We start from the raw sequence: 18,854 nt of genomic DNA, 5'->3' as shown, positions 1-18,854 counted from the left end.
CCGTCGGCCCCGCCCGAGGTGGACGGGGCCGGCGGTACTACTTGTTGACGACCGAGAGCGGCAGCAGTTTCTTGCCCGTGGGGCCGATCTGGATGTCGAGGTCCAGCTGAGGACACACGCCACAGTCGAAGCACGGCGTCCAGCGGCAGTCGTCGACCTCGGTCTCGTCGAGGGCGTCCTGCCAGTCCTCCCAGAGCCAGTCCTTGTCGAGGCCGGAGTCCAGGTGGTCCCAGGGGAGGACCTCCTCGTAGGTGCGCTCGCGGGTGGTGTACCAGTCGACGTCGACGCCCTGCGGCGGCAGCGTCTCCTCGGCGCACTTCATCCACTGGTCGTAGCTGAAGTGCTCGCGCCAGCCGTCGAAGCGACCGCCGGACTCGTAGACCGCGCGGATGACCGCGCCGACGCGGCGGTCGCCGCGCGAGAGGAGGCCCTCGACGATGCCGGGCTTGCCGTCGTGGTAGCGGAAGCCGATCGAGCGGCCGTACTTCTTGTCACCGCGGATCTTGTCGCGCAGCTTCTCCAGCCGGGCGTCGGTCTCCTCGGCGGAGAGCTGCGGCGCCCACTGGAACGGGGTGTGCGGCTTGGGCACGAAGCCGCCGATGGACACCGTGCAGCGGATGTCGTTGGAGCCGGAGACCTCGCGGCCCTTGGCGATGACGTTGACCGCCATGTCGCCGATCTGGAGGACGTCCTCGTCGGTCTCGGTCGGCAGGCCGCACATGAAGTACAGCTTCACCTGGCGCCAGCCGTTGCCGTACGCGGTGGCGACGGTCCGGATCAGGTCCTCTTCCGAGACCATCTTGTTGATGACCTTGCGCATGCGCTCGGAGCCGCCCTCGGGGGCGAAGGTCAGACCGGAGCGGCGGCCGTTGCGGGTCAGCTCGTTCGCGAGGTCGACGTTGAACGCGTCCACGCGGGTCGAGGGCAGCGAGAGGCCGATCTTGTCCTCTTCGTAGCGGTCGGCGAGGCCCTTGGCGATGTCACCGATCTCGGTGTGGTCGGCGGAGGACAGCGACAGCAGGCCGACCTCCTCGAAGCCGGTCGCCTTGAGGCCCTTCTCGACCATCTCGCCGATGCCCGTGATGGAGCGCTCGCGCACCGGGCGGGTGATCATGCCCGCCTGGCAGAAGCGGCAGCCGCGGGTGCAGCCGCGGAAGATCTCGACGGACATCCGCTCGTGCACGGTCTCCGCCAGCGGGACCAGCGGCTGCTTGGGGTACGGCCACTCGTCGAGGTCCATGACGGTGTGCTTGGACACGCGCCACGGCACGCCGGAGCGGTTGGGGACGACGCGGGCGATCCGGCCGTCCGCCAGGTACTCGACGTCGTAGAACCGCGGGACGTACACGCCGCCGGTCTTCGCCAGGCGGAACAGCACCTCGTCGCGCCCGCCCGGCCGGCCCTCCGCCTTCCAGGCGCGGACGATCTCCGTCATCTCCAGGACGGCCTGCTCGCCGTCGCCGATGACCGCGCAGTCGATGAAGTCGGCGATCGGCTCCGGGTTGAACGCCGCGTGCCCGCCCGCGACGACGATCGGGTCGTCCACCGTGCGCTCGGCCGCGTCCAGCGGGATGCCCGCCAGGTCCAGCGCGGTGAGCATGTTGGTGTAGCCGAGCTCGGTGGAGAAGCTGAGGCCGAAGAGGTCGAACTCCTTGACCGGGCGGTGGGCGTCCACCGTGAACTGCGGCACGCCGTGCTCGCGCATCAGCGCTTCCAGGTCCGGCCAGACGCTGTACGTGCGCTCGGCGAGCACGCCCTCGCGCTCGTTGAGGACCTCGTACAGGATCATGACGCCCTGGTTGGGCAGGCCGACCTCGTAGGCGTCGGGGTACATGAGCGCCCAGCGGACGTCACACTCGTCCCAGTTCTTGACGGTGGAGTTGAGCTCTCCGCCGACGTACTGGATGGGCTTCTGGACGTGCGGGAGAAGCGCTTCCAGGCGCGGGAAGACCGACTCGACAGGCATCACGATGTCTCTCATGAGCGGGCAGGGGTGACCCTCAAGAGTAACGTGCCCGACGGCATGGCGGTCCAGATCGGTCGTCACGCTCCGTGGCCGGGGCTCACAGTCCCGGCTCCGCCACGCGCTCCCACACCCCCGCCAGCGCCCGTTCCCCCTCCGCCGCCCGCGCCTCCTCGCGCCCGTACAACAGCCCGTAGGTGAACGTCGCCTCCCCCGCCACCGCCGCCTGGGCGCTGATCAGGCGCAGCGCGTCGCGGGTGAGGACGCTGTCCTGGTGGTCACCGAGGACGGTCTGGACGGCCTTGAGCCGCTTGGCGAGGCGCTTGGCGTCCTTGCCGAGCGCCGGGGCCGCCGCCTCGGCCGCGTAGCGGGCGCGTTTGGCGGCCTTGCGGGCCTCGTGGAGGGCCGCGTCGCGGGCCGGTCCCGGGTCGGTGGCGAGGGCGTGCGCGATCCGGGCCGCGAGCCGCTCGTGGTCCCGGCGCACCGCCTTGACCAGCGCCTTCTCCGAGGCGTCGACGGCGGACGGGCGCAGCGGCGGGTCGGTGACGAGGGCGTCGAGCCGGTCCAGCAGGGCCAGGTGGCGCTCGCTGTCGAGGGCGGCGGTGACCCGGCGGCGGGTCTCGGCGCGGCTGCGGTTGGACCAGATGCGCAGCCGGGCGCGGACCGGGCCGCGGACGAGGGGGCGCGGGAGGTCGTCGAGGTGGTGCCGGAGCCGTTCCACGACCACCTCGCGGTCGCGGTCCGCGCCCAACTCGACGGCCAGCCAGCGGAGTTCGGCGCCCAGGAGGTCGGTGGCCCGGGGGTCGAGGAGCCTGCCGTAGGTGCGGAGGGCGCTGCGCAGCCGCCGGGTGGCGACGCGCATCTGGTGGACGGCGTCCTCGGTGCCGAGGCGGGCGGCGGGGTCGAGGGCGACGACGGCCTCGGCCTGCTCGCGGAGGTGGGCGAGGACGACGCGGGCGGCGTCGCCCGTGGCGGGGGCGGGCGGCGGGGGCTCCGGGGTGGTCTCTCCCGCGAGGGCCCGCGCGAGTTTGCTGCCGGCGCGCGACGGACGCAACCCGGCCTCGCGCAGCCGAGGTTCGATGACGTCGAGGAGGCCGGGGTCGGCGCCGGGGGCGAGTTCCACCTCGACCTCGGTCCAGGCGGCCATCGCCCCGGGGCCCTCCCCGGCGGGCCGCCCGGCGGTGACGGAGTCGGTGCTCACGTCGGCGAGGAGGGTGCCGTGCGCGTCGAGGAGGTGCCGGACGTCGCGGCGCGAGACGACGCGGGCCAGCGGGACGAGCGGGGCGCCCCGGGTGCGGGCGCGGACGAGGGCGGTGAGGCGGCGCGGGATCCCGTCCGTGAGCGGGGCGCGCACCTCGTCGCGCACCCCGGGGGCGACGGGCAGCTTGAGGTGCCATCCGGCATCGCCTCCGGTGCGGCGGCGCAGGGTGATGCCGGCGGCGAGGAGGCGGCGGTCGGCGGTGTCGTAGTAGACGGCGTCGAGGACGTCCGTCCCGCGGTCGACGACGCGGGCGACGGGCCCTGCCCCGCCGAGGTCGGGCAGCCGCACCGGGGACGTCGCGTCACCGGTCTCGTACTTCCGCTCGATCTCCCGCGCGATCGTGCCCCGGACCCGGTCCATGCCGTCGAATCTAGTCGCCGGACGCGCCCGGCGGCAGGGCCGGTCTCGGACACGGCCGGACCGCGGGCCGATGTCGCCCCCGACCGCCGCCTCGCCTGCCGCCACCCGCCACCCGGCACCCGCCGGCCGCGTGTCCGGGACTGCCGCCGCCCGTCGTCACCGCCCAGCGGCTCCGGACGCCGCCCAACCGCACGGCGCCCGCGTCAGGCCGACGCCAGCGGCCGTTGCACCTTGATCGACTGGAGGAGTCCGACGGCGATCCAGGCGGCGAACATCGACGAGCCGCCGTACGAGACGAAGGGCAGCGGCAGTCCCGTCACGGGCATGATCCCCAGGGTCATGCCGATGTTCTCGAAGGACTGGAAGGCGAACCAGGCGATGATCCCCGCCGCCACCACCGTCCCGTACAGCTCGGTCGTCTCACGGGCGATGCGGCAGGCGCGCCAGAGGATCACGCCGATCAGGACGATGATCGTGCCCGCCCCGACGAAGCCCAGCTCCTCGCCCGCGACGGTGAAGATGAAGTCCGTCTGCTGCTCGGGGACGAACTGCCCGGTGGTCTGGGAGCCGTGGAAGAGGCCGGAGCCGGTCAGTCCGCCGGAGCCGATGGCGATCCGCGCCTGCTTGGTGTTGTAGCCGACGCCCGCGGGGTCGAAGGCGGGGTTGGCGAACGCGGCGAAGCGGTTGATCTGGTACTCGTCCAGTATCCCGAGCTGCCAGATCAGCACACAGCCCAGCACGCCCGCGCCCAGCAGCCCGGCGATCCAGCGGTTGGAGGCGCCGGAGGCCAGCAGGACGGCGAGCACGATGACGACGAGGACCATCACCGAGCCCAGGTCCGGCATCAGCAGGATGACGAGGATGGGCACGGCGGCGATGCCTAGCGCCTGGAGGACGGTGCGGTGGTCGGGGTGCGGCCGGTCGCCGGCGTCCACGGCCTGGGCCAGCAGCATGGCCATGCCCAGGGTGATGGTGATCTTCGTGAACTCGGAGGGCTGAATGGAGAAGCCGCCGCCGAGCTGGATCCACGACCGGGCGCCGTTGATCGTCGCGCCCAGCGGGGTGAGCACGGAGAGGCAGCCGAGCACGGAGACCACGTAGAGCACCGGGACCGCGCCGCGCAGCGTCCGGTGGCCGGCCCAGACGGCGCCGGCCGCGAGGGCGAGCCCTATGCCGATGTTGAGGAGGTTGCGCAACAGGAAGTAGTAGGGGTCGCCATGGGTGAGCTCGGTGCGGCCGCGGGTGGCGGAGTAGACGAGCAGGGTGCTGAAACCGGACAGGGCCAGCGCGGCGAGCAGCATCACCCAGTCGAGGCGGCGGACCACGGAGTCGCGGTCGGTGAGCCGGGCCCAGGCCGAGCGCTGCGGGGCGAAGCGGCGGATGCGGAAGCCGTCGGCGCTCATACCGCTCATGTCGCTCACTCTTCCTGCTTCTCTTCCTTGCGGGCGGGCTCGGACGGCGGCGGGTCGATGTGCGCGGCGACGATGCTGCCGTCCTTGTCGATCTTCGGCAGGCCGGCCTCGGGCCGCGGCAGGAGCGCCTTCTTGGCGTCGACCTTCCCCTGTTCGTCCACCCCGTACAGGGCGTTGTAGATCTTGCGGACGGCCGGTCCGGAGGCGCCGGAGCCGGTGCCGCCCTGGGAGATCGTCATGACGATGGTGAAGTCCTTGGTGTACGTGGCGAACCAGGACGTCGTCTGCTTGCCGGCGACCTCGGCGGTGCCGGTCTTGGCATGCATCGGGATCTCCTTCTGCGGCCAGCCCTGGAAGCGCCAGGCGGCGCTGCCCTGGGTGGCGACGCCGGCCAGCGCGGCGTCGAGCTGGTCGCGGGTCTTCCCGTCGAAGGGCAGCTTCCCGTGCGCCTTCGGCCGGATCTCGCGGATCCGCTTGCCGTCGGGGCTGACGATCGCCTTGCCGACGGTGGGGTCGTGGAGGGTGCCGCCGTTGCTGATGGCCGCGTAGATGGTGGCCATCTGGATGGGGGTGACGAGGGTGTCGCCCTGCCCGATGGAGTAGTTGACGGAGTCACCGGCGCGCATGCGGGCGAACGACTCGCAGTTCTCCTTGGCGATCTCGGCCGCGTAGTCGCCCTTCCCCGCCCCCTGGCCCTGTTTGCACCAGGTGTCCTTGTTGGCCTCCCAGTACCGCTTCTTCCAGTCGCGGTCCGGGACCCGGCCGCGGACCTCGTTGGGCAGGTCGATGCCGGTGGGCTTGCCGAGACCGAAGTCGTGGGCGGTCCGGTAGAACCAGTCCTTGGGGTGCTTGGGGTTGTTGCCGCCGTCCTTCTGCCACTGCCGGTAGGCCAGGTCGTAGAAGACGGTGTCGCAGGAGACCTCCAGGGCCCGGCCGAGGTCGATCGGGCCGTACCCCTTGGACTCGAAGTTCTTGAAGACCTGGTGACCGATGTTGTACGAGCTCGAACAGTTGTATTTGTCGGTGAAGGAGTACCCCGCGTTGACGGCCGCCGTGGCGGAGATGACCTTGAACACCGAGCCGGGGGCCGCCTGCCCCTGGATGGCCCGGTTGAGCAGCGGATAGTCGGAGTCCTTGCCGGTCAGCGCCTGGTAGTCCCTGGCGGAGATGCCGCCCACCCAGGCGTTGGGGTCGTAGGTCGGGTTGGAGGCCATGGCCACCACCCGGCCGGTCTTGGACTCCATGACGACGACGGCGCCCGCGTCGGCCTTGTAGGTGGTACCGGTGTTGCGGTCCATCTCCTGCCGGGCGTCCTTCATCGCCTGGTCCAACTCCCGTTCCGCTATGGCCTGCACACGGGCGTCGATGCTGGTGACGACGTTGGAGCCGGGCTCGGCCCGGTCGCTCCTGGCCTTGCCGATGACCCGGCCGAGGTTGTCGACCTCGTACCGGGTGACGCCGGCCCGGCCGCGCAGCTCGGAGTCGTACTGCCGCTCCAGCCCGTTCCGGCCGATCTCGTCGGAGCGCATCAGCGGGGTGCGGGAGTCCTTGGCCTGGGTGATCTCGTCGTCGGTGACGGGCGACAGATAACCCAGCACCTGGGCGGTGTTGGAGCCGCCGGGGCCGGGGTAGCGGCGGACGGCCATCGGCTCGGCGGTGATGCCGGGGAAGTCCTCGGCGCGCTCACGGATCTGCAGGGCCTGCTGGGTGGTGGCCTCGTCGGTGATGGGGATCGGCTGGTAGGGCGAGCCGGCCCAGCAGGGCTTGGGCGTCTTGGCGTCGCACAGCCGCACCTTGGCCGCCACGTCCTCCGGCTTCAGCCCGAGCACCCCGGCGAGCCGGGTGAGGACACCCTTGCCCTTGTCCCTCATCTTCATCAGGTCGGTGCGGTCGGCCGAGACGACCAGCCGCGTCTGGTTGTCGGCGAGCGGGATGCCGCGCGCGTCCAGGATCGAGCCGCGGGTGGCGGGGACGATGACCTGCTGGATGTGGTTGCTGGCCGCCTCGGCGGTGTATTCGTCGCCGTTGCGGATCTGCAGGTACCAGAGGCGTCCGCCCAGCGTCAGCAGGAGCGAGACGACGAGGATCTGGATGACGACCAGCCGGATGGTGATCCGGGAGGTCCGGCCGGTCTCGGGGATGTTGCTCACCGGGCGGCTCCTCGGGATCGGTCCGGCCGGCGGCGCGCGAACGGATCGGCTGTCACAGGTGCTTGCCGCCCTTCCACTTGCTCCGCGACCCCCGCGCCCCCCGTGACAGCCGCGTTCCGCGGACCTGAAGGCCGCCCAGCCCCTTGCCGCGCCCGCGTCCGCCCAGGCCGGACATGCGGCCGTACGCGCCCTCGCCGGCCGCGACGGCGGTGGCGCCCTCGCCGGTGAGCGGGTCGTTCTCGGCCCGCCGGGCCAGCGCCATGATCAGCGGCACGGTGAAGGGCGCCAGCAGCAGGTCGTAGAGGGCGGCGGTGAGCAGCAGCCCGGTGAGGCCGACGTGCCGGGCGGCGGTGTCCCCGACCAGGGCGCCGACGCCCGCGTAGAGCAGGGTGGAGACGACGGCCGCGCCGAGGACGACGAGCAGCGGCACGGTGGCCGAGCGCAGCCGCCCGGTCTCCGGCCGGGCGAGGCCGACCAGGTAGCCGACGACGCACAGCACCAGCGCGTAGCGGCCGGTCGCGTGGTCGGCGGGCGGGGCGAGGTCGGCGAGCAGGCCCGCGCCGAAGCCGACCAGGGCACCGCCGGTGTGCCCGTAGACCAGGCCGAGGGCGACGACGACGAGGAGCAGCAGGTCGGGGACGGCGCCGGGCAGATGGAGCCGGGCGAAGACGCTCACCTGGAGGACGAGGGCCACCACCACCAGCGCGGTCGAGAGCAGGATCCGGTTCAGGCGCATGGGCATGGGGTCAGTCCCTGGGTTCGGCGCTCGGCGTCGGGGTGGCCGTGACGGTCACCGTGGGCGTGGGCTTGGAGGCCTCGGGCTTGGGCGGCAGCACGCTGTCGCGCGGGTCGGCCTTGGGCGGTTCGACGACGACGCCGACCAGGTCGAGCTTGCTGAACCCGACGAAGGGCCGCACCTGGAGGGTGCGGGTGAGCCGGCCCCCGGAGGGCTCGACGCGGACGACCTCGCCGACGGGGACGCCGGGCACGAACGGCTTGTCCTTGCTGGACCCGAAGGTGACCAGGCGGTCGCCGGGGCGGACGGCGGCCTTGCCGTTGAGCAGCTCCACGCGCAGGCTGCTGTCCCCCTGACCGCCCGCGAAACCGATCTCGCCACTCTTCTCCAGCCGGGTGCCGACGGTGAACTTGGGGTCGGTGACGAGGAGGACGGTCGAGGTGGACGGGCCGACGGTGGTGACGCGGCCGACGAGCCCGTCCCCGTTGAGGACGGTCATGTCGCGCTTGACGCCGTCGTTGCTGCCGAGGTCGATGGTGACGGTCCAGGAGAAGCCCTGGGCCGCTCCTATGGCGATGACCTGGGCGCCCTTGATGCCGTACTGTCCGCGCCCGGCGGTGCCGAGCATCTTGTCGAGCTCGCGGACCCGGGCGTTGTTGCGGTCGTCGCTGCCGAGCCGCTGCTTGAGGGCGGTGTTCTCGCGCTCCAGCCGGGTGATCCGGTCGCTGCGGCCGCCCGAGTCACGGACGGCGGCGACCGCGTCGGCGACCGGGTCGACGATCCCGGCGACGCCCTTCTCCACCGGCCCGAAGGCGGTGGCGGCGGCGCGCCGGGCGCCGTCGAGCGGGGACCGGTCGCCGCCCCGGATGTCGACCGTGATCAGCGCGAACGCGACGGCGATCAGCAGTACCAACAGCAGCCGGCTCTCTCGTGTGTCCCTCACGTGCGGCGGCATGCCCTTCTCGTCGGGTCTCCTGTGACCGGCGGGCCGGGCGGACGCCGGTCACCGGCAGCAGCGTTCTGCCTGTATATCAGGTTGTTTCCGCCGGGCGGCGGTGCCGGGGGCGGGTCACCTGCGGGGCTGTGCGTCCAGCACCTGCTGGAGGGCCTCGAACTCCTCCACGCACTTGCCGGAGCCGAGCGCGACGGAGTCCAGCGGGTCCTCGGCGATGTGGATCGGCATGCCGGTCTCGCGGCGCAGCCGCTCGTCCAGGCCGCGCAGCAGGGCGCCGCCGCCGGTGAGCACGATGCCGCGGTCCATGACATCGCCGGAGAGCTCGGGCGGGCACTTGTCGAGGGTGGTCTTCACCGCGTCGACGATGGAGTTGACCGGTTCCTCGATGGCCTTGCGGACCTCGGCGGCGGAGATGACGACGGTCTTGGGCAGACCGCTGACCAGGTCCCGGCCGCGGATCTCGGTGTGCTCGTCCTGCTCCAGGTCGTAGGCCGACCCGATAGTGATCTTGATCTGCTCGGCGGTGCGCTCGCCCAGCAGGAGGCTGTACTCCTTCTTGATGTGCTGGATGATCGCGTTGTCCAGCTCGTCGCCCGCGACCCGGATCGACTGCGCGGTGACGATGCCGCCGAGGGAGATCACCGCGACCTCGGTGGTGCCGCCGCCGATGTCGACGACCATGTTGCCGGTGGCCTCGTGGACCGGGAGGCCCGAGCCGATCGCGGCGGCCATGGGCTCCTCGATGATGTGCACCTGCCGGGCGCCGGCCTGGGTGCTGGCCTCGATCACCGCGCGCCGCTCGACGCCGGTGATGCCGGAGGGGACGCAGACGACCACGCGCGGGCGGGCCATCCAGCGGCGCTTGTGGATTTTGAGGATGAAGTAGCGGAGCATCCGCTCGGTGATCTCGAAGTCGGCGATGACGCCGTCCTTCAGGGGGCGGACCGCCACGATGTTGCCGGGCGTGCGCCCGATCATCTTCTTCGCCTCGGCGCCGACCGCCAGGATGCCGCCCGTGTTCGTATTGATGGCGACGACGGACGGTTCGTTGAGGACGATCCCGCGGCCTCTGACGTACACCAGCGTGTTGGCAGTCCCGAGGTCGACAGCCATGTCACGGCCGATGAACGACATGTTGTTCCCCATGAGGATACGTCTGGCCTTCCCAGCTTGAGCGATTGCTTACGTGAGGTCGGCAGGTGGTGCGCTGCGGGGCGCGGAAGCTCTCATCGTAGTCTCGCCGACGGAAAGCGACGCGACAGCTGCTCCGCCATTGTCGGCGGAACGCGAGCCCTCCCCGGTAATGGTGACGTCGTGTCGGAGTGAGAGGTTCCCCCGATCGCCACGCATATGTCAGAGGGCGACCGAAAAGAAATCGGTCGCCCCTGATCAGAATGGGAGCCGGCCTGATCCGGTATCAGCCGTGGTCGGGAAAGAAAATCTTGATTTCCCGCTCGGCGGACTCCACCGAGTCCGAGGCATGGATGAGGTTCTCGCGCGTGATGGTGCCGAAGTCACCACGGATGGAACCCGGGGCGGCCGAAATCGGGTCGGTCGGTCCCGCCAGCGCCCGGACGCCCTCGATGACGCGCTCGCCCTCGACGACCATGGCGACGACCGGACCGGAGGACATAAAGCCCATCAGCGGCTCGTAGAAGTCACGGCCGACGTGCTCGGCGTAGTGCTGTTCGAGGACGGCACGGTCCAGGGTGCGCAGCTCCAGCGCGCTGATCGTCCAGTTCGCCTTCCGCTCGATGCGGGCGATGATCTCGCCCACGAGCTTGCGGGCGACCGCGTCGGGCTTGAGGAGGACGAGGGTGCGCTGGCTCATACTGCGGCTCCTTGCGAAGATCGTGTGTGTGGGGCCAGAGGGTACAGGGGTGCGGGGGCCCGCCGTCACCCGGTACGGGCCGGCCGCCCCGCGGTGACGCGTACCGCTACGACGCCTCGGCCTCCGCCGCGAACCGCGCCTTCGCCGCGTCGATCTTCCGGCCGAAGTGCACCGACGCCCACCACAGGGCGCCGAAGACCAGCCCCAGGGCGAACATCAGCGGCACCACGAAGCCGCTCGCGACCAGCCCGACCTGGAGCAGCCAGCCGAGCTGCACCCCGCCGGGACGGGTGATCATCCCGCACAGCACCACGCTGAGCAGCATCGCCGTCCCGCTGACCGCCCAGACCGTCCCGGTGGACAGGTCCTCGTCCTTCATGGCCACCAGCCCGGCGAAGCCGATGATGAAGAATTCACCGATCAGGGTGCTCGCGCACAGCGTCCGCATGGTCAGTCCCTCCCGAGCAGCAGCAGGCGGGCGTCGCCCACCGTGAAGACCGAGCCGGTCACCAGTACGCCGGCGCCGGCGTACTCGCCCTCCTCCTCGGCGAGCGTGATCGCCGCCTCCAGGGCGTCGTCCAGCCGCGGCTCCACCTGGACCCGCTCCTCGCCGAAGACCTCGACGGCGAGCGCGGCCAGCTCGTCGACGTCCATCGAGCGGTCGGTGGAGTTGCGGGTGACGACGATCTCGGCGAAGACCGGCTCGAACGCCTCCAGCACCCCACGCACGTCCTTGTCGGCGCTGGTGCCCACGACGCCGATCAGCCTGCTGAAGCCGAACGCCTCGGTGACCGTCTCGGCCGCGGCCCGGGCGCCCGCCGGGTTGTGGGCGGCGTCCAGGACGACCGTGGGGCTGCGGCGGACGACCTCCATCCGGCCCGGCGAGGTGACGGAGGCGAAGGCGCGGCGGACCACGTCGAGGTCCAGGGTGCGGGCGTGCTGAGAGCCGATGCCGAAGAACGCCTCGACCGCCGCCAGCGCCACGGCGGCGTTGTGCGCCTGGTGGGCGCCGTACAGCGGGAGGAAGACCTCGGGGTACTCGCCGCCGAGGCCGCGCAGGGTGAGGAGCTGGCCGCCGACCGCGACCTCGCGGGCGACGACGCCGAACTCCATGCCCTCGCGGGCGACCGTGGCGTCCACCTCGACGGCGCGCTTGAGCAGCGCCTGGGCGGCGTCCACCGGCTGCTGGGCGAGGACGACGGTGGCGTCCTGCTTGATGATCCCGGCCTTCTCCAGGGCGATCTCCCCGGGCGTCGAGCCGAGGCGGTCGGTGTGGTCGAGGCTTATCGGCGTGACCACGGCGACCGTGCCGTCCACGACGTTGGTCGCGTCCCAGGTGCCGCCCATGCCGACCTCGACCACCGCGACGTCCACCGGGGCGTCGGCGAAGGCGGCGAAGGCCATGCCGGTGAGCACCTCGAAGAAGGAGAGGCGGAATTCCTCGCGCTCGTCGACCATCCGCACATAGGGCTCGATGTCCCGGTACGTCTCGACGAACCGCTCGGCGCTGATCGGCGCGCCGTCCAGGCTGATCCGCTCCAGGTAGGTCTGCACGTGCGGGCTGGTGTAGCGGCCGGTGCGCAGGTCGAAGGCGCTCAGCAGGGCCTCGATCATGCGGGCGGTGCTGGTCTTGCCGTTGGTGCCGGTGATGTGGATGGACGGGTACGCGTGCTGGGGCTGGCCCAGGACGTCCATCAGCTTCCGGATGCGCTCCAGCGACGGATCGAGCTTGGTCTCGCCCCAGCGGCCCGCGAGCTCGGCCTCCACCTCGCGCAGCGCCCGCTCGACCTCGGGGTCGGCGGGGCGCGCGGGGATGCCGTCGCCCTGCGGCGGGCCGGCCTGGGCGCGCAGGGTGCGGCTGCCGGCCTCGATCACCGCCAGGTCGGGGTCTCGGGTGGTCTCGGCGTCGACGATCTCCTCGAAACGGTCGGCACCGTCGGGTCCGCCGGATCTCTTCTCGCCGAGGTCGTCGTGGTCGTCGTTCTGGGGGCGCTCGCTCACGCCGCCCAGTCTACGGAGCCGGGACGGTGCGCCGGGGCAGGGGCCGGGGGGCGGGCGGCGCTGCGGGAGCGTTATGTTCCGCTTTGCCCTACGGTTTTAGTGCGGATTTCGTTGGATTGCGGAGGGATTCGCCGGGGACGTCCGTGGGAGCGGGTGAGAAACATGGCCTCCGAGGACCGTGATCTGCTCCAGGCCGTCCTGGAGGCCCTGCCCGCCGGCGCCCTGCTGCAGAGCCCCGCCGACGAGATCCTCGCCGTCAACCGCCGCTTCGCCCGCATGTTCGATCTCGAAGGGCGGGTCGACCTCTCCCGCGGCGCCCCGATGCGCCCGGTCGTCCCCCTCGTCCGCGCCCACTTCGCCCCCGGCTACACCGGCACCGGCAGCCCCGGCGAGATCCTGGCCCGCCGGCCCGTCCACCGGGAAGCCGAGATCCCGCTCGCCGACGGGCGCATCGTCCGCCGCGAGGTGGAGCCCCTGCGTCACGGCGGCACCTACCTCGGCGCCCTCTGGTTCTTCACCGACATCACCGACCGCAAACGCCGCGAACACGATCTCGAACGGGACAACGTCGCCCTGACCGAGCTGGCCCGGCAGCGCAACGCCTTCACCGCCGCCGCCTCCCACGAGCTCCGCACCCCGCTCACCACCGTCATCAGCTTCGGCGAGCTCCTCGTCGACCCGGCGTTCGGCCCCCTCACCGACCAGCAGCGGGCCTTCGCGGACGCCATCCGCCGCAACGGCGAACGAATGCAGCGGGTCATCGCCGACCTGCTGTTCACCACCCGGATGCGGGCCACCGGGCCGGAGCTGGAGTTCGGCTGGGTGGACGTGCCGGACATGCTGCGCGACGCCGTCCTGGAGTCCCTCTGCGTCCCGTCGGGCGGCCCGGGACCGGTCTTCACCACCCTGCACTGCACCCCCGGACCCCCGCTGCGCGGCGACCGCCACCGCCTCCGGCACGTCCTCGGGAACCTGCTGGAGAACGCCGCCAAGTTCACCCCGCCCGACGGCCGGATCACCGTCACCGCCGCGCCGCACGGCGACCACTGGGAGATCGAGGTCGCCGACACCGGCATCGGCATACCCGAGGCCGCCCGCGAGGAGATCTTCACCGGCTTCGTCCGCGCCGCCAACGCCCGCTCCGGCGGCTACCCCGGCACCGGCCTCGGCCTGGCCATCGGCCGCACCCTCGTCGAACTGCACGGCGGCACGCTCACCGCGGGCGGTACGGAGGGCGAGGGCGCGGTCTTCCGCGTCGTCCTCCCGGTCGCGGGCCCGCCGGGCGTGATCGAGGAGGACGTACCGTGACCCGCATCCTCGTCGTCGAGGACGACCCCGACCTCGCCCTCGCCCTGCGCGTCCTGCTCGAACGCGCCGGCCACACCGTGATCCCCGCCGACGACGGCCGCGAGGCACTACGGCTCCTCTTCGCCGAACGGCCCGCCCTGGTGATCCTCGACATCGGGCTGCCCGAGCTCGACGGCTGGGAGGTCCTGGAACGCACCCGCGACCTCAGCGACCTCCCCGTCCTCCTGCTCACCGCACGCGGCGCCGAAACCGACCGCGTACGCGGCCTGCGCTCCGGCGCCGACGACTACCTCCCCAAGCCCTTCGGCAACGAGGAGCTCCTCGCCCGCGTCGAGGCCCTGCTCCGCCGCGCCGCCCCCGCCCGCTGGGCCGGCGAGTCCTTCGACGACGGCCTCCGCCTCGTCCCCGAACGCCGCTCCGCCGTCTGGCAGGGCCAGGAGGCCCGCCTCAGCGACATCGAGTACCGCCTCCTCCAGATCCTCGTCCGCAACCGCGGCCGCGTCATCACCACCGAGCAGCTCCTCGACCGCGTCTGGGACGACCACGCGGCCACGGGCCGCGAACGCGTGAAGTTCGCCGTCCTGCGGTTGCGGCGCAAGCTGCGGCAGGCGGCGGGGGACGAGGCGGCGGATCCGGTGGAGGCCGTGCGGGGGCTGGGGTACCGGTACCGGACGTAGGGCGGGGGGTGCGCCCCGGTCCCGCCCCTTCGCCGCTTCCTGGGGCTGCGCCCCAGACCCCCTTGTCGCGGCTCCGCCGCTCGTCCTCAAACGCCGGACGGGCTGGAATCAGCCCGTCCGGCGTTTGAGGACAGCGCCCGCAGGGCGCTTCGGGGGTGCGGGGGCGCAGCCCCTGCAAGAAACGGTGAAAGGGCGGGGCCGGGGCAACCTCCCGGGACGAAAGTCCCGACCTGAACCCGCAACCGTCGAGCAACCGGAGCTCATCCGGGGGCGCAACCGACCCACCCCAATCTCGAGGCTGCCCTCGTCACCGCAGCCTCAGGAGAGCCCGTGCCCGCGCCCCTCCCCCGCCGCAGCATCGCCATAGTCCTCGGCACCCGCCCCGAACTCATCAAGCTCACGGACCTGGCCCGTCTCCTCGGCCCCGCCGCCCACCTCATCCACACCGGCCAGCACTACGACGAGAACCTCTCCGGCCGCTTCCTGACCGAGCTGGGGCTCCCCGAGCCCACCCTCCTCACCGGCGTCGGCGGCAAGCCCCGCGCCGTGCAGATCTCCGCGGCCCTGGAGCAGCTCGACGAGCTGTTCACCGCCGAGCCGCCGCTCGCCGTCGTCGTCCAGGGCGACACCAACGCCGCCCTGGCCGGCGCGCTGGCCGCGAACGCCCGGGGCATCCCGCTGGTGCATGTCGAGGCCGGCCTGCGCAGCCACGACCGGAACATGCCCGAGGAGCACAACCGCGTCCTCATCGACCGCATCGCGGACGTGCTCTGCGCGGCCACCGAGGACAACCGGGCCCACCTCCTCGCCGAGGGCCTGGAGGACGCCCGGATCGCGGTCACCGGCAACACCGTCGTCGAGGCCGTCCGCAACCAGCTCCCGGCCGCCGACGAGCGCGCCGCCCTCCTGCGCGCGCACGGCCTGACCGCCGACGGCTACGTGCTCGCCACCGTGCACCGCCCGGAGAACACCGACGACCCCGCCGCCCTGCGCGCGGTCCTCACCGAGCTCGCCGCGCTGGTCACGGACGACCGCCCGGTCCTGCTGCCGCTGCACCCGCGCACCCGCGCCCGGATCGAGGCGGCCGGCCTCTCCGGCCTGCTCGCGCCGCTGACGGTGACCGCGCCGCTCGGTTACTCCGAGTTCCTGGCGCTGGCCCGGCACGCGGCGCTGCTGGTGTCCGACTCCGGCGGCATTCAGGAGGAGTGCACGGTCCTCGGCCGCCCGCTGGTGGTCGTCCGGCGCTCCACGGAGCGGCCGGAGGCGATGACCGACTTCGCGGAACTGGTCGTTCCGGGCCCGGCGATCGGCGCGGCCGCGCGCCGGCGGCTCGCGGAGGGCCCCGAGGGGTTGGCCCGGCTCGCCGCGCTGCCCAGCCCGTTCGGCGACGGCCTCGCCTCGGAGCGGATCACGGCCCTGCTGGCCGGGATCGCCACGCCGGTGCGCCTGGCGGCGTAAGCGCACGCCCCCACCGCCGCCGCCCGCTCCCCCGCCCCACCAGGACTCCGCGTGTTCCAGAACCCCTTCTTCCTCATATTCCCCTTCTTCCTCCTCGCCTGCTTCCTCCTCTACTGGGCCGGCGCCCGCCACGCCTACACCCGCCGCCCGCTCGCCGAGCACGGTGACCCGAACGCCTTCGACTGGCACTTCTTCGTCCCCTGCCGGGACGAGGAGGCCGTCGTCGCGACGACCGTCGGCCGGCTGCGCGCCGACCATCCCCGCGCGCACGTCTGGGTCATCGACGACGACAGCGACGACCGCACCGGCGCGATCGTCGCCGAGCTCGCCGAGCGCGACCGCCGCGTCCACCTCGTGCGCCGGCACCGCCCGGAGGCCCGGCAGGGCAAGGGCGCGGCGCTCAACGCCGCGTACGACGAGCTGAACCAGTTCCTCTCCCGGGACACCGACCGCGAGCGGATCGTCGTCTGCGTCGTCGACGCCGACGGACAGCTGGACCCGAACGCCCTGAACGTCGTCAGCGGCCCGCAGGGCTTCGGCGACCCCGAGACCGGCGGCGTCCAGGTCAGCGTCCGGATGCGGAACACCGAGGACGAGCGCCCGCTGCCCGGCCGCGGCCGGGTGCGGAACGCCTTCGCGCGCCTGCTGGTGCGCATGCAGGACATGGAGTTCTCCGTCTCCAACGCCGGGATGCAGCTGCTCCGGGCCCGCACCGGCTCCGTCGGCCTCGGCGGCAACGGCCAGTTCACCCGGCTCGCCTCGCTCGACCGGATAGCCGCGGCCGAGCGGCGGCCCTGGAAGCGCGGCGCCCTGCTGGAGGACTACGAGCTGGGCCTGCACATGATCCTCACCGGTGACCGGATCAACCACCTCGCCGACACCTGGGTCTCCCAGGAAGGGCTGCCGCACGGCCGCCGGTTCCTCACCCAGCGCACCCGCTGGGCGCAGGGCAACCTCCAGTGCGTCCGCTACGCGCCGCGCATCATCTCCTCGCGGCACTACGGCGGCCGGGGCATCCTGGAGACCCTCTACACCTTCCTCCAGCCGGTCGCCCACCTGGTGACGCTCGCGCTGTGCGCGCTGATGTTCGCGCTGCTGGGCCTGACCGCGGCCGAGGACGGCCCCGGCGCGGCGTTCGGCGGGATGCTGGCGCTGTGGCCGCTGGTCCTCGCGCTGGCCGTCGTCTCCGTGCTGCCGTTCGTGCTGTGGGGACCGGTCTACCGCCGCGACCGCGCCGACGACCGCTCGCTGCTCACCGCCCTGCTGTGGGGCCTGGCTCTGTGGCTGTACGCCTACCACCTCTTCCCGGCGTCGGCCCGCGGCTTCGTCCGGATGCTGCGCGGCCGCAACGGCTGGGCCAAGACCCGCCGCAACGCGGAGGCGACGGACTCGGGCCCGGTGGCCATCGAGGCCTGACACCCCCGCTCCCTGTTCCGTCGCTCACATCCGCCCCGGACCCGGAACCTCCGGGTCCCGTCCGCCCTCTGACCGCCGGTGACACTTGTGCCCGGCGCCGACGGCGGCCGGGTGACGGAACGGGAGCATGGTGCGGATACCGGAACTCAGCACGCGGACACACTTGTTGCTGCTCACCGCGTGGGCCGCGCTCTGGTTCGTGGTCGTGGAACCGAGCGGCGGTTTCTCCTGGCACTACCTGCGCACAGGCGGCGAACTGATCTACGACGGCTCGTCGGGCGACGGCGGCCTCAACCTCTACGCCCGCCACCCCGAGCTCCAGATGGGGCCCATCAGCTTCCTGGTGGCCGGGCTGTTCAACCCCTTCCCCGCCGAGGTCGGGCAGGTCCTCGCCGAGGCGTTCATGTCGGTGCTCGGCCTGGTCGTCCTGGTGCTCACCGGGCGCAGCGCCGCCCGGCACTTCCTGGGCACCGGCACCAACCACCAGCGGCTGCGGCGGCGCGTCCTCATCGCCGGACTGGCCTTCATCCCGATGTGGATCGAGGTCTCGGTCCGCTTCGCCCATCTCGACGACGTCCTGGCGCTGTTCTTCACCGCCCTGGCCGTCCGCTCCATGACGCGCTGCGACGCGGCGGCCACCGGCATCTGGATGGCCCTCGCCCTGGACTCCAAGCCCACCGCGCTGGCCTTCCTCCCACTGCTGCTCGCCCTCCCGAAGGAACGCTGGCTGCGGGCCGGGCTCTGGTGCGCCGGCCTGGTCGCCGTCGCCTGGGTGCCGTTCTTCCTCGTCGACGCACAGTCCTTCGCCGCCGCCGAGTTCACCATCCCCAACAACCCGGCGTCCGCGCTGCGCTGGCTCGGCGCCAACGACCCCGAAACCCCGAGCTGGGCCCGCCCGGCCCAGGCCGCCCTCGGCCTCTTCCTCGGCACCGTCGCCGTCTGGCGCGGCCGCTGGGCGGCGGTCGTCCTCCTGGGCGCCAACGCGCGCATCGTCCTCGACCCGAGCGTCTACACGTACTACACGGCGTCCGTGCTGCTCGGCACGCTGCTGTGGGACGTGTGCGGGCAGCGGCGGCTGGTGCCGCTGTGGAGCTGGCTGGCGTTGGTGGCGCTGTACGGGAGCGTGTTCGTCGTCCACGACGATGCGGCGCGGGGCTTGATCCGGCTGGCGTTCGTCGTCGTCTCGACGGCGTACGTCCTGTTCGCACCGGTGCGTGACCGGCGGCGCCGCTCGCCCGATCGCGCCGAGCTGCACGACGAGCCCGTCGAGGGGCCGTGGGGGCCGATGTGGGATCCGGGGCGGTCGCGACCGTGGTCGCGGTGAGG

At 72.4% G+C, this 18,854-nt stretch carries 15 protein-coding genes; 5 read left to right on the top strand and 10 right to left on the bottom strand.

What is annotated here, in order from left to right:
• Positions 1-37: 37 nt before the first annotated feature.
• The 10 genes from K7I03_RS22020 to folC form a co-directional block, all read right to left on the bottom strand.
• Positions 38-1,966 carry a TIGR03960 family B12-binding radical SAM protein gene (locus K7I03_RS22020; RefSeq protein ID WP_185946244.1) on the bottom strand — a complete coding sequence of 643 codons (1,929 nt, stop codon included), beginning with the start codon at positions 1,964-1,966 and terminating at the stop codon, positions 38-40.
• Between the two features lie 97 nt (positions 1,967-2,063).
• Positions 2,064-3,584 (bottom strand): CYTH and CHAD domain-containing protein, encoded by a 1,521-nt coding sequence (locus K7I03_RS22015; RefSeq protein ID WP_185946245.1) that lies wholly within the window; start codon positions 3,582-3,584, stop codon positions 2,064-2,066.
• A 203-nt stretch (positions 3,585-3,787) separates the two neighbouring features.
• On the bottom strand, positions 3,788-4,987 hold the full coding sequence (gene rodA / locus K7I03_RS22010; RefSeq protein WP_398858553.1) for a rod shape-determining protein RodA: 1,200 nt from the start codon (positions 4,985-4,987) through the stop codon (positions 3,788-3,790).
• A gap of 14 nt (positions 4,988-5,001) precedes the next feature.
• Positions 5,002-7,146 carry a penicillin-binding protein 2 gene (mrdA, locus tag K7I03_RS22005; protein WP_185946247.1) on the bottom strand — a complete coding sequence of 715 codons (2,145 nt, stop codon included), beginning with the start codon at positions 7,144-7,146 and terminating at the stop codon, positions 5,002-5,004.
• A gap of 52 nt (positions 7,147-7,198) precedes the next feature.
• Positions 7,199-7,882, bottom strand: coding sequence for a rod shape-determining protein MreD (mreD, locus tag K7I03_RS22000; protein WP_185946253.1), 684 nt, complete (start codon positions 7,880-7,882; stop codon positions 7,199-7,201).
• A 10-nt stretch (positions 7,883-7,892) separates the two neighbouring features.
• Complete coding sequence (gene mreC / locus K7I03_RS21995; protein ID WP_185946248.1) at positions 7,893-8,825, bottom strand: rod shape-determining protein MreC; 933 nt, start codon at positions 8,823-8,825, stop codon at positions 7,893-7,895.
• A 126-nt stretch (positions 8,826-8,951) separates the two neighbouring features.
• Positions 8,952-9,971, bottom strand: a complete 1,020-nt coding sequence (locus K7I03_RS21990; RefSeq protein WP_004950903.1) for a rod shape-determining protein — start codon at positions 9,969-9,971, stop codon at positions 8,952-8,954.
• Positions 9,972-10,254: 283 nt separating this feature from the next.
• The gene (ndk, locus tag K7I03_RS21985) at positions 10,255-10,668 is read right to left on the bottom strand and encodes a nucleoside-diphosphate kinase (protein WP_152262634.1); all 414 of its coding nucleotides are present in this window, start codon (positions 10,666-10,668) and stop codon (positions 10,255-10,257) included.
• A 106-nt stretch (positions 10,669-10,774) separates the two neighbouring features.
• Entirely contained in the window at positions 10,775-11,116 is a 342-nt protein-coding gene (locus K7I03_RS21980) for a DUF4233 domain-containing protein (protein ID WP_185946249.1), read from the bottom strand.
• A 2-nt stretch (positions 11,117-11,118) separates the two neighbouring features.
• The gene (folC, locus tag K7I03_RS21975) at positions 11,119-12,669 is read right to left on the bottom strand and encodes a bifunctional tetrahydrofolate synthase/dihydrofolate synthase (protein WP_185946250.1); all 1,551 of its coding nucleotides are present in this window, start codon (positions 12,667-12,669) and stop codon (positions 11,119-11,121) included.
• A 162-nt stretch (positions 12,670-12,831) separates the two neighbouring features.
• On the opposite strand from folC, the gene K7I03_RS21970 reads away from it, so the two are divergent.
• From K7I03_RS21970 to K7I03_RS21950, 5 genes are all read left to right on the top strand, one after another.
• Entirely contained in the window at positions 12,832-13,977 is a 1,146-nt protein-coding gene (locus K7I03_RS21970; RefSeq protein WP_185946251.1) for a PAS domain-containing sensor histidine kinase, read from the top strand.
• Entirely contained in the window at positions 13,974-14,654 is a 681-nt protein-coding gene (locus K7I03_RS21965) for a response regulator transcription factor (RefSeq protein ID WP_185946252.1), read from the top strand. The genes K7I03_RS21970 and K7I03_RS21965 overlap by 4 nt, the downstream gene beginning before the upstream one ends.
• Positions 14,655-14,984: 330 nt before the next feature.
• Positions 14,985-16,112 carry a non-hydrolyzing UDP-N-acetylglucosamine 2-epimerase gene (wecB, locus tag K7I03_RS21960; RefSeq protein WP_224347151.1) on the top strand — a complete coding sequence of 376 codons (1,128 nt, stop codon included), beginning with the start codon at positions 14,985-14,987 and terminating at the stop codon, positions 16,110-16,112.
• A 51-nt stretch (positions 16,113-16,163) separates the two neighbouring features.
• Positions 16,164-17,528 carry a glycosyltransferase gene (locus K7I03_RS21955; protein WP_185944972.1) on the top strand — a complete coding sequence of 455 codons (1,365 nt, stop codon included), beginning with the start codon at positions 16,164-16,166 and terminating at the stop codon, positions 17,526-17,528.
• 127 nt (positions 17,529-17,655) lie between these two features.
• The gene (locus tag K7I03_RS21950) at positions 17,656-18,852 is read left to right on the top strand and encodes a hypothetical protein (protein ID WP_185944971.1); all 1,197 of its coding nucleotides are present in this window, start codon (positions 17,656-17,658) and stop codon (positions 18,850-18,852) included.
• The last annotated feature ends 2 nt before the right edge of the window (positions 18,853-18,854 follow it).

The sequence above is a fragment of the Streptomyces mobaraensis genome (genome assembly GCF_020099395.1).
Lineage (GTDB): Bacteria > Actinomycetota > Actinomycetes > Streptomycetales > Streptomycetaceae > Streptomyces.
This window is presented reverse-complemented; position numbering and strand designations above follow the sequence as displayed.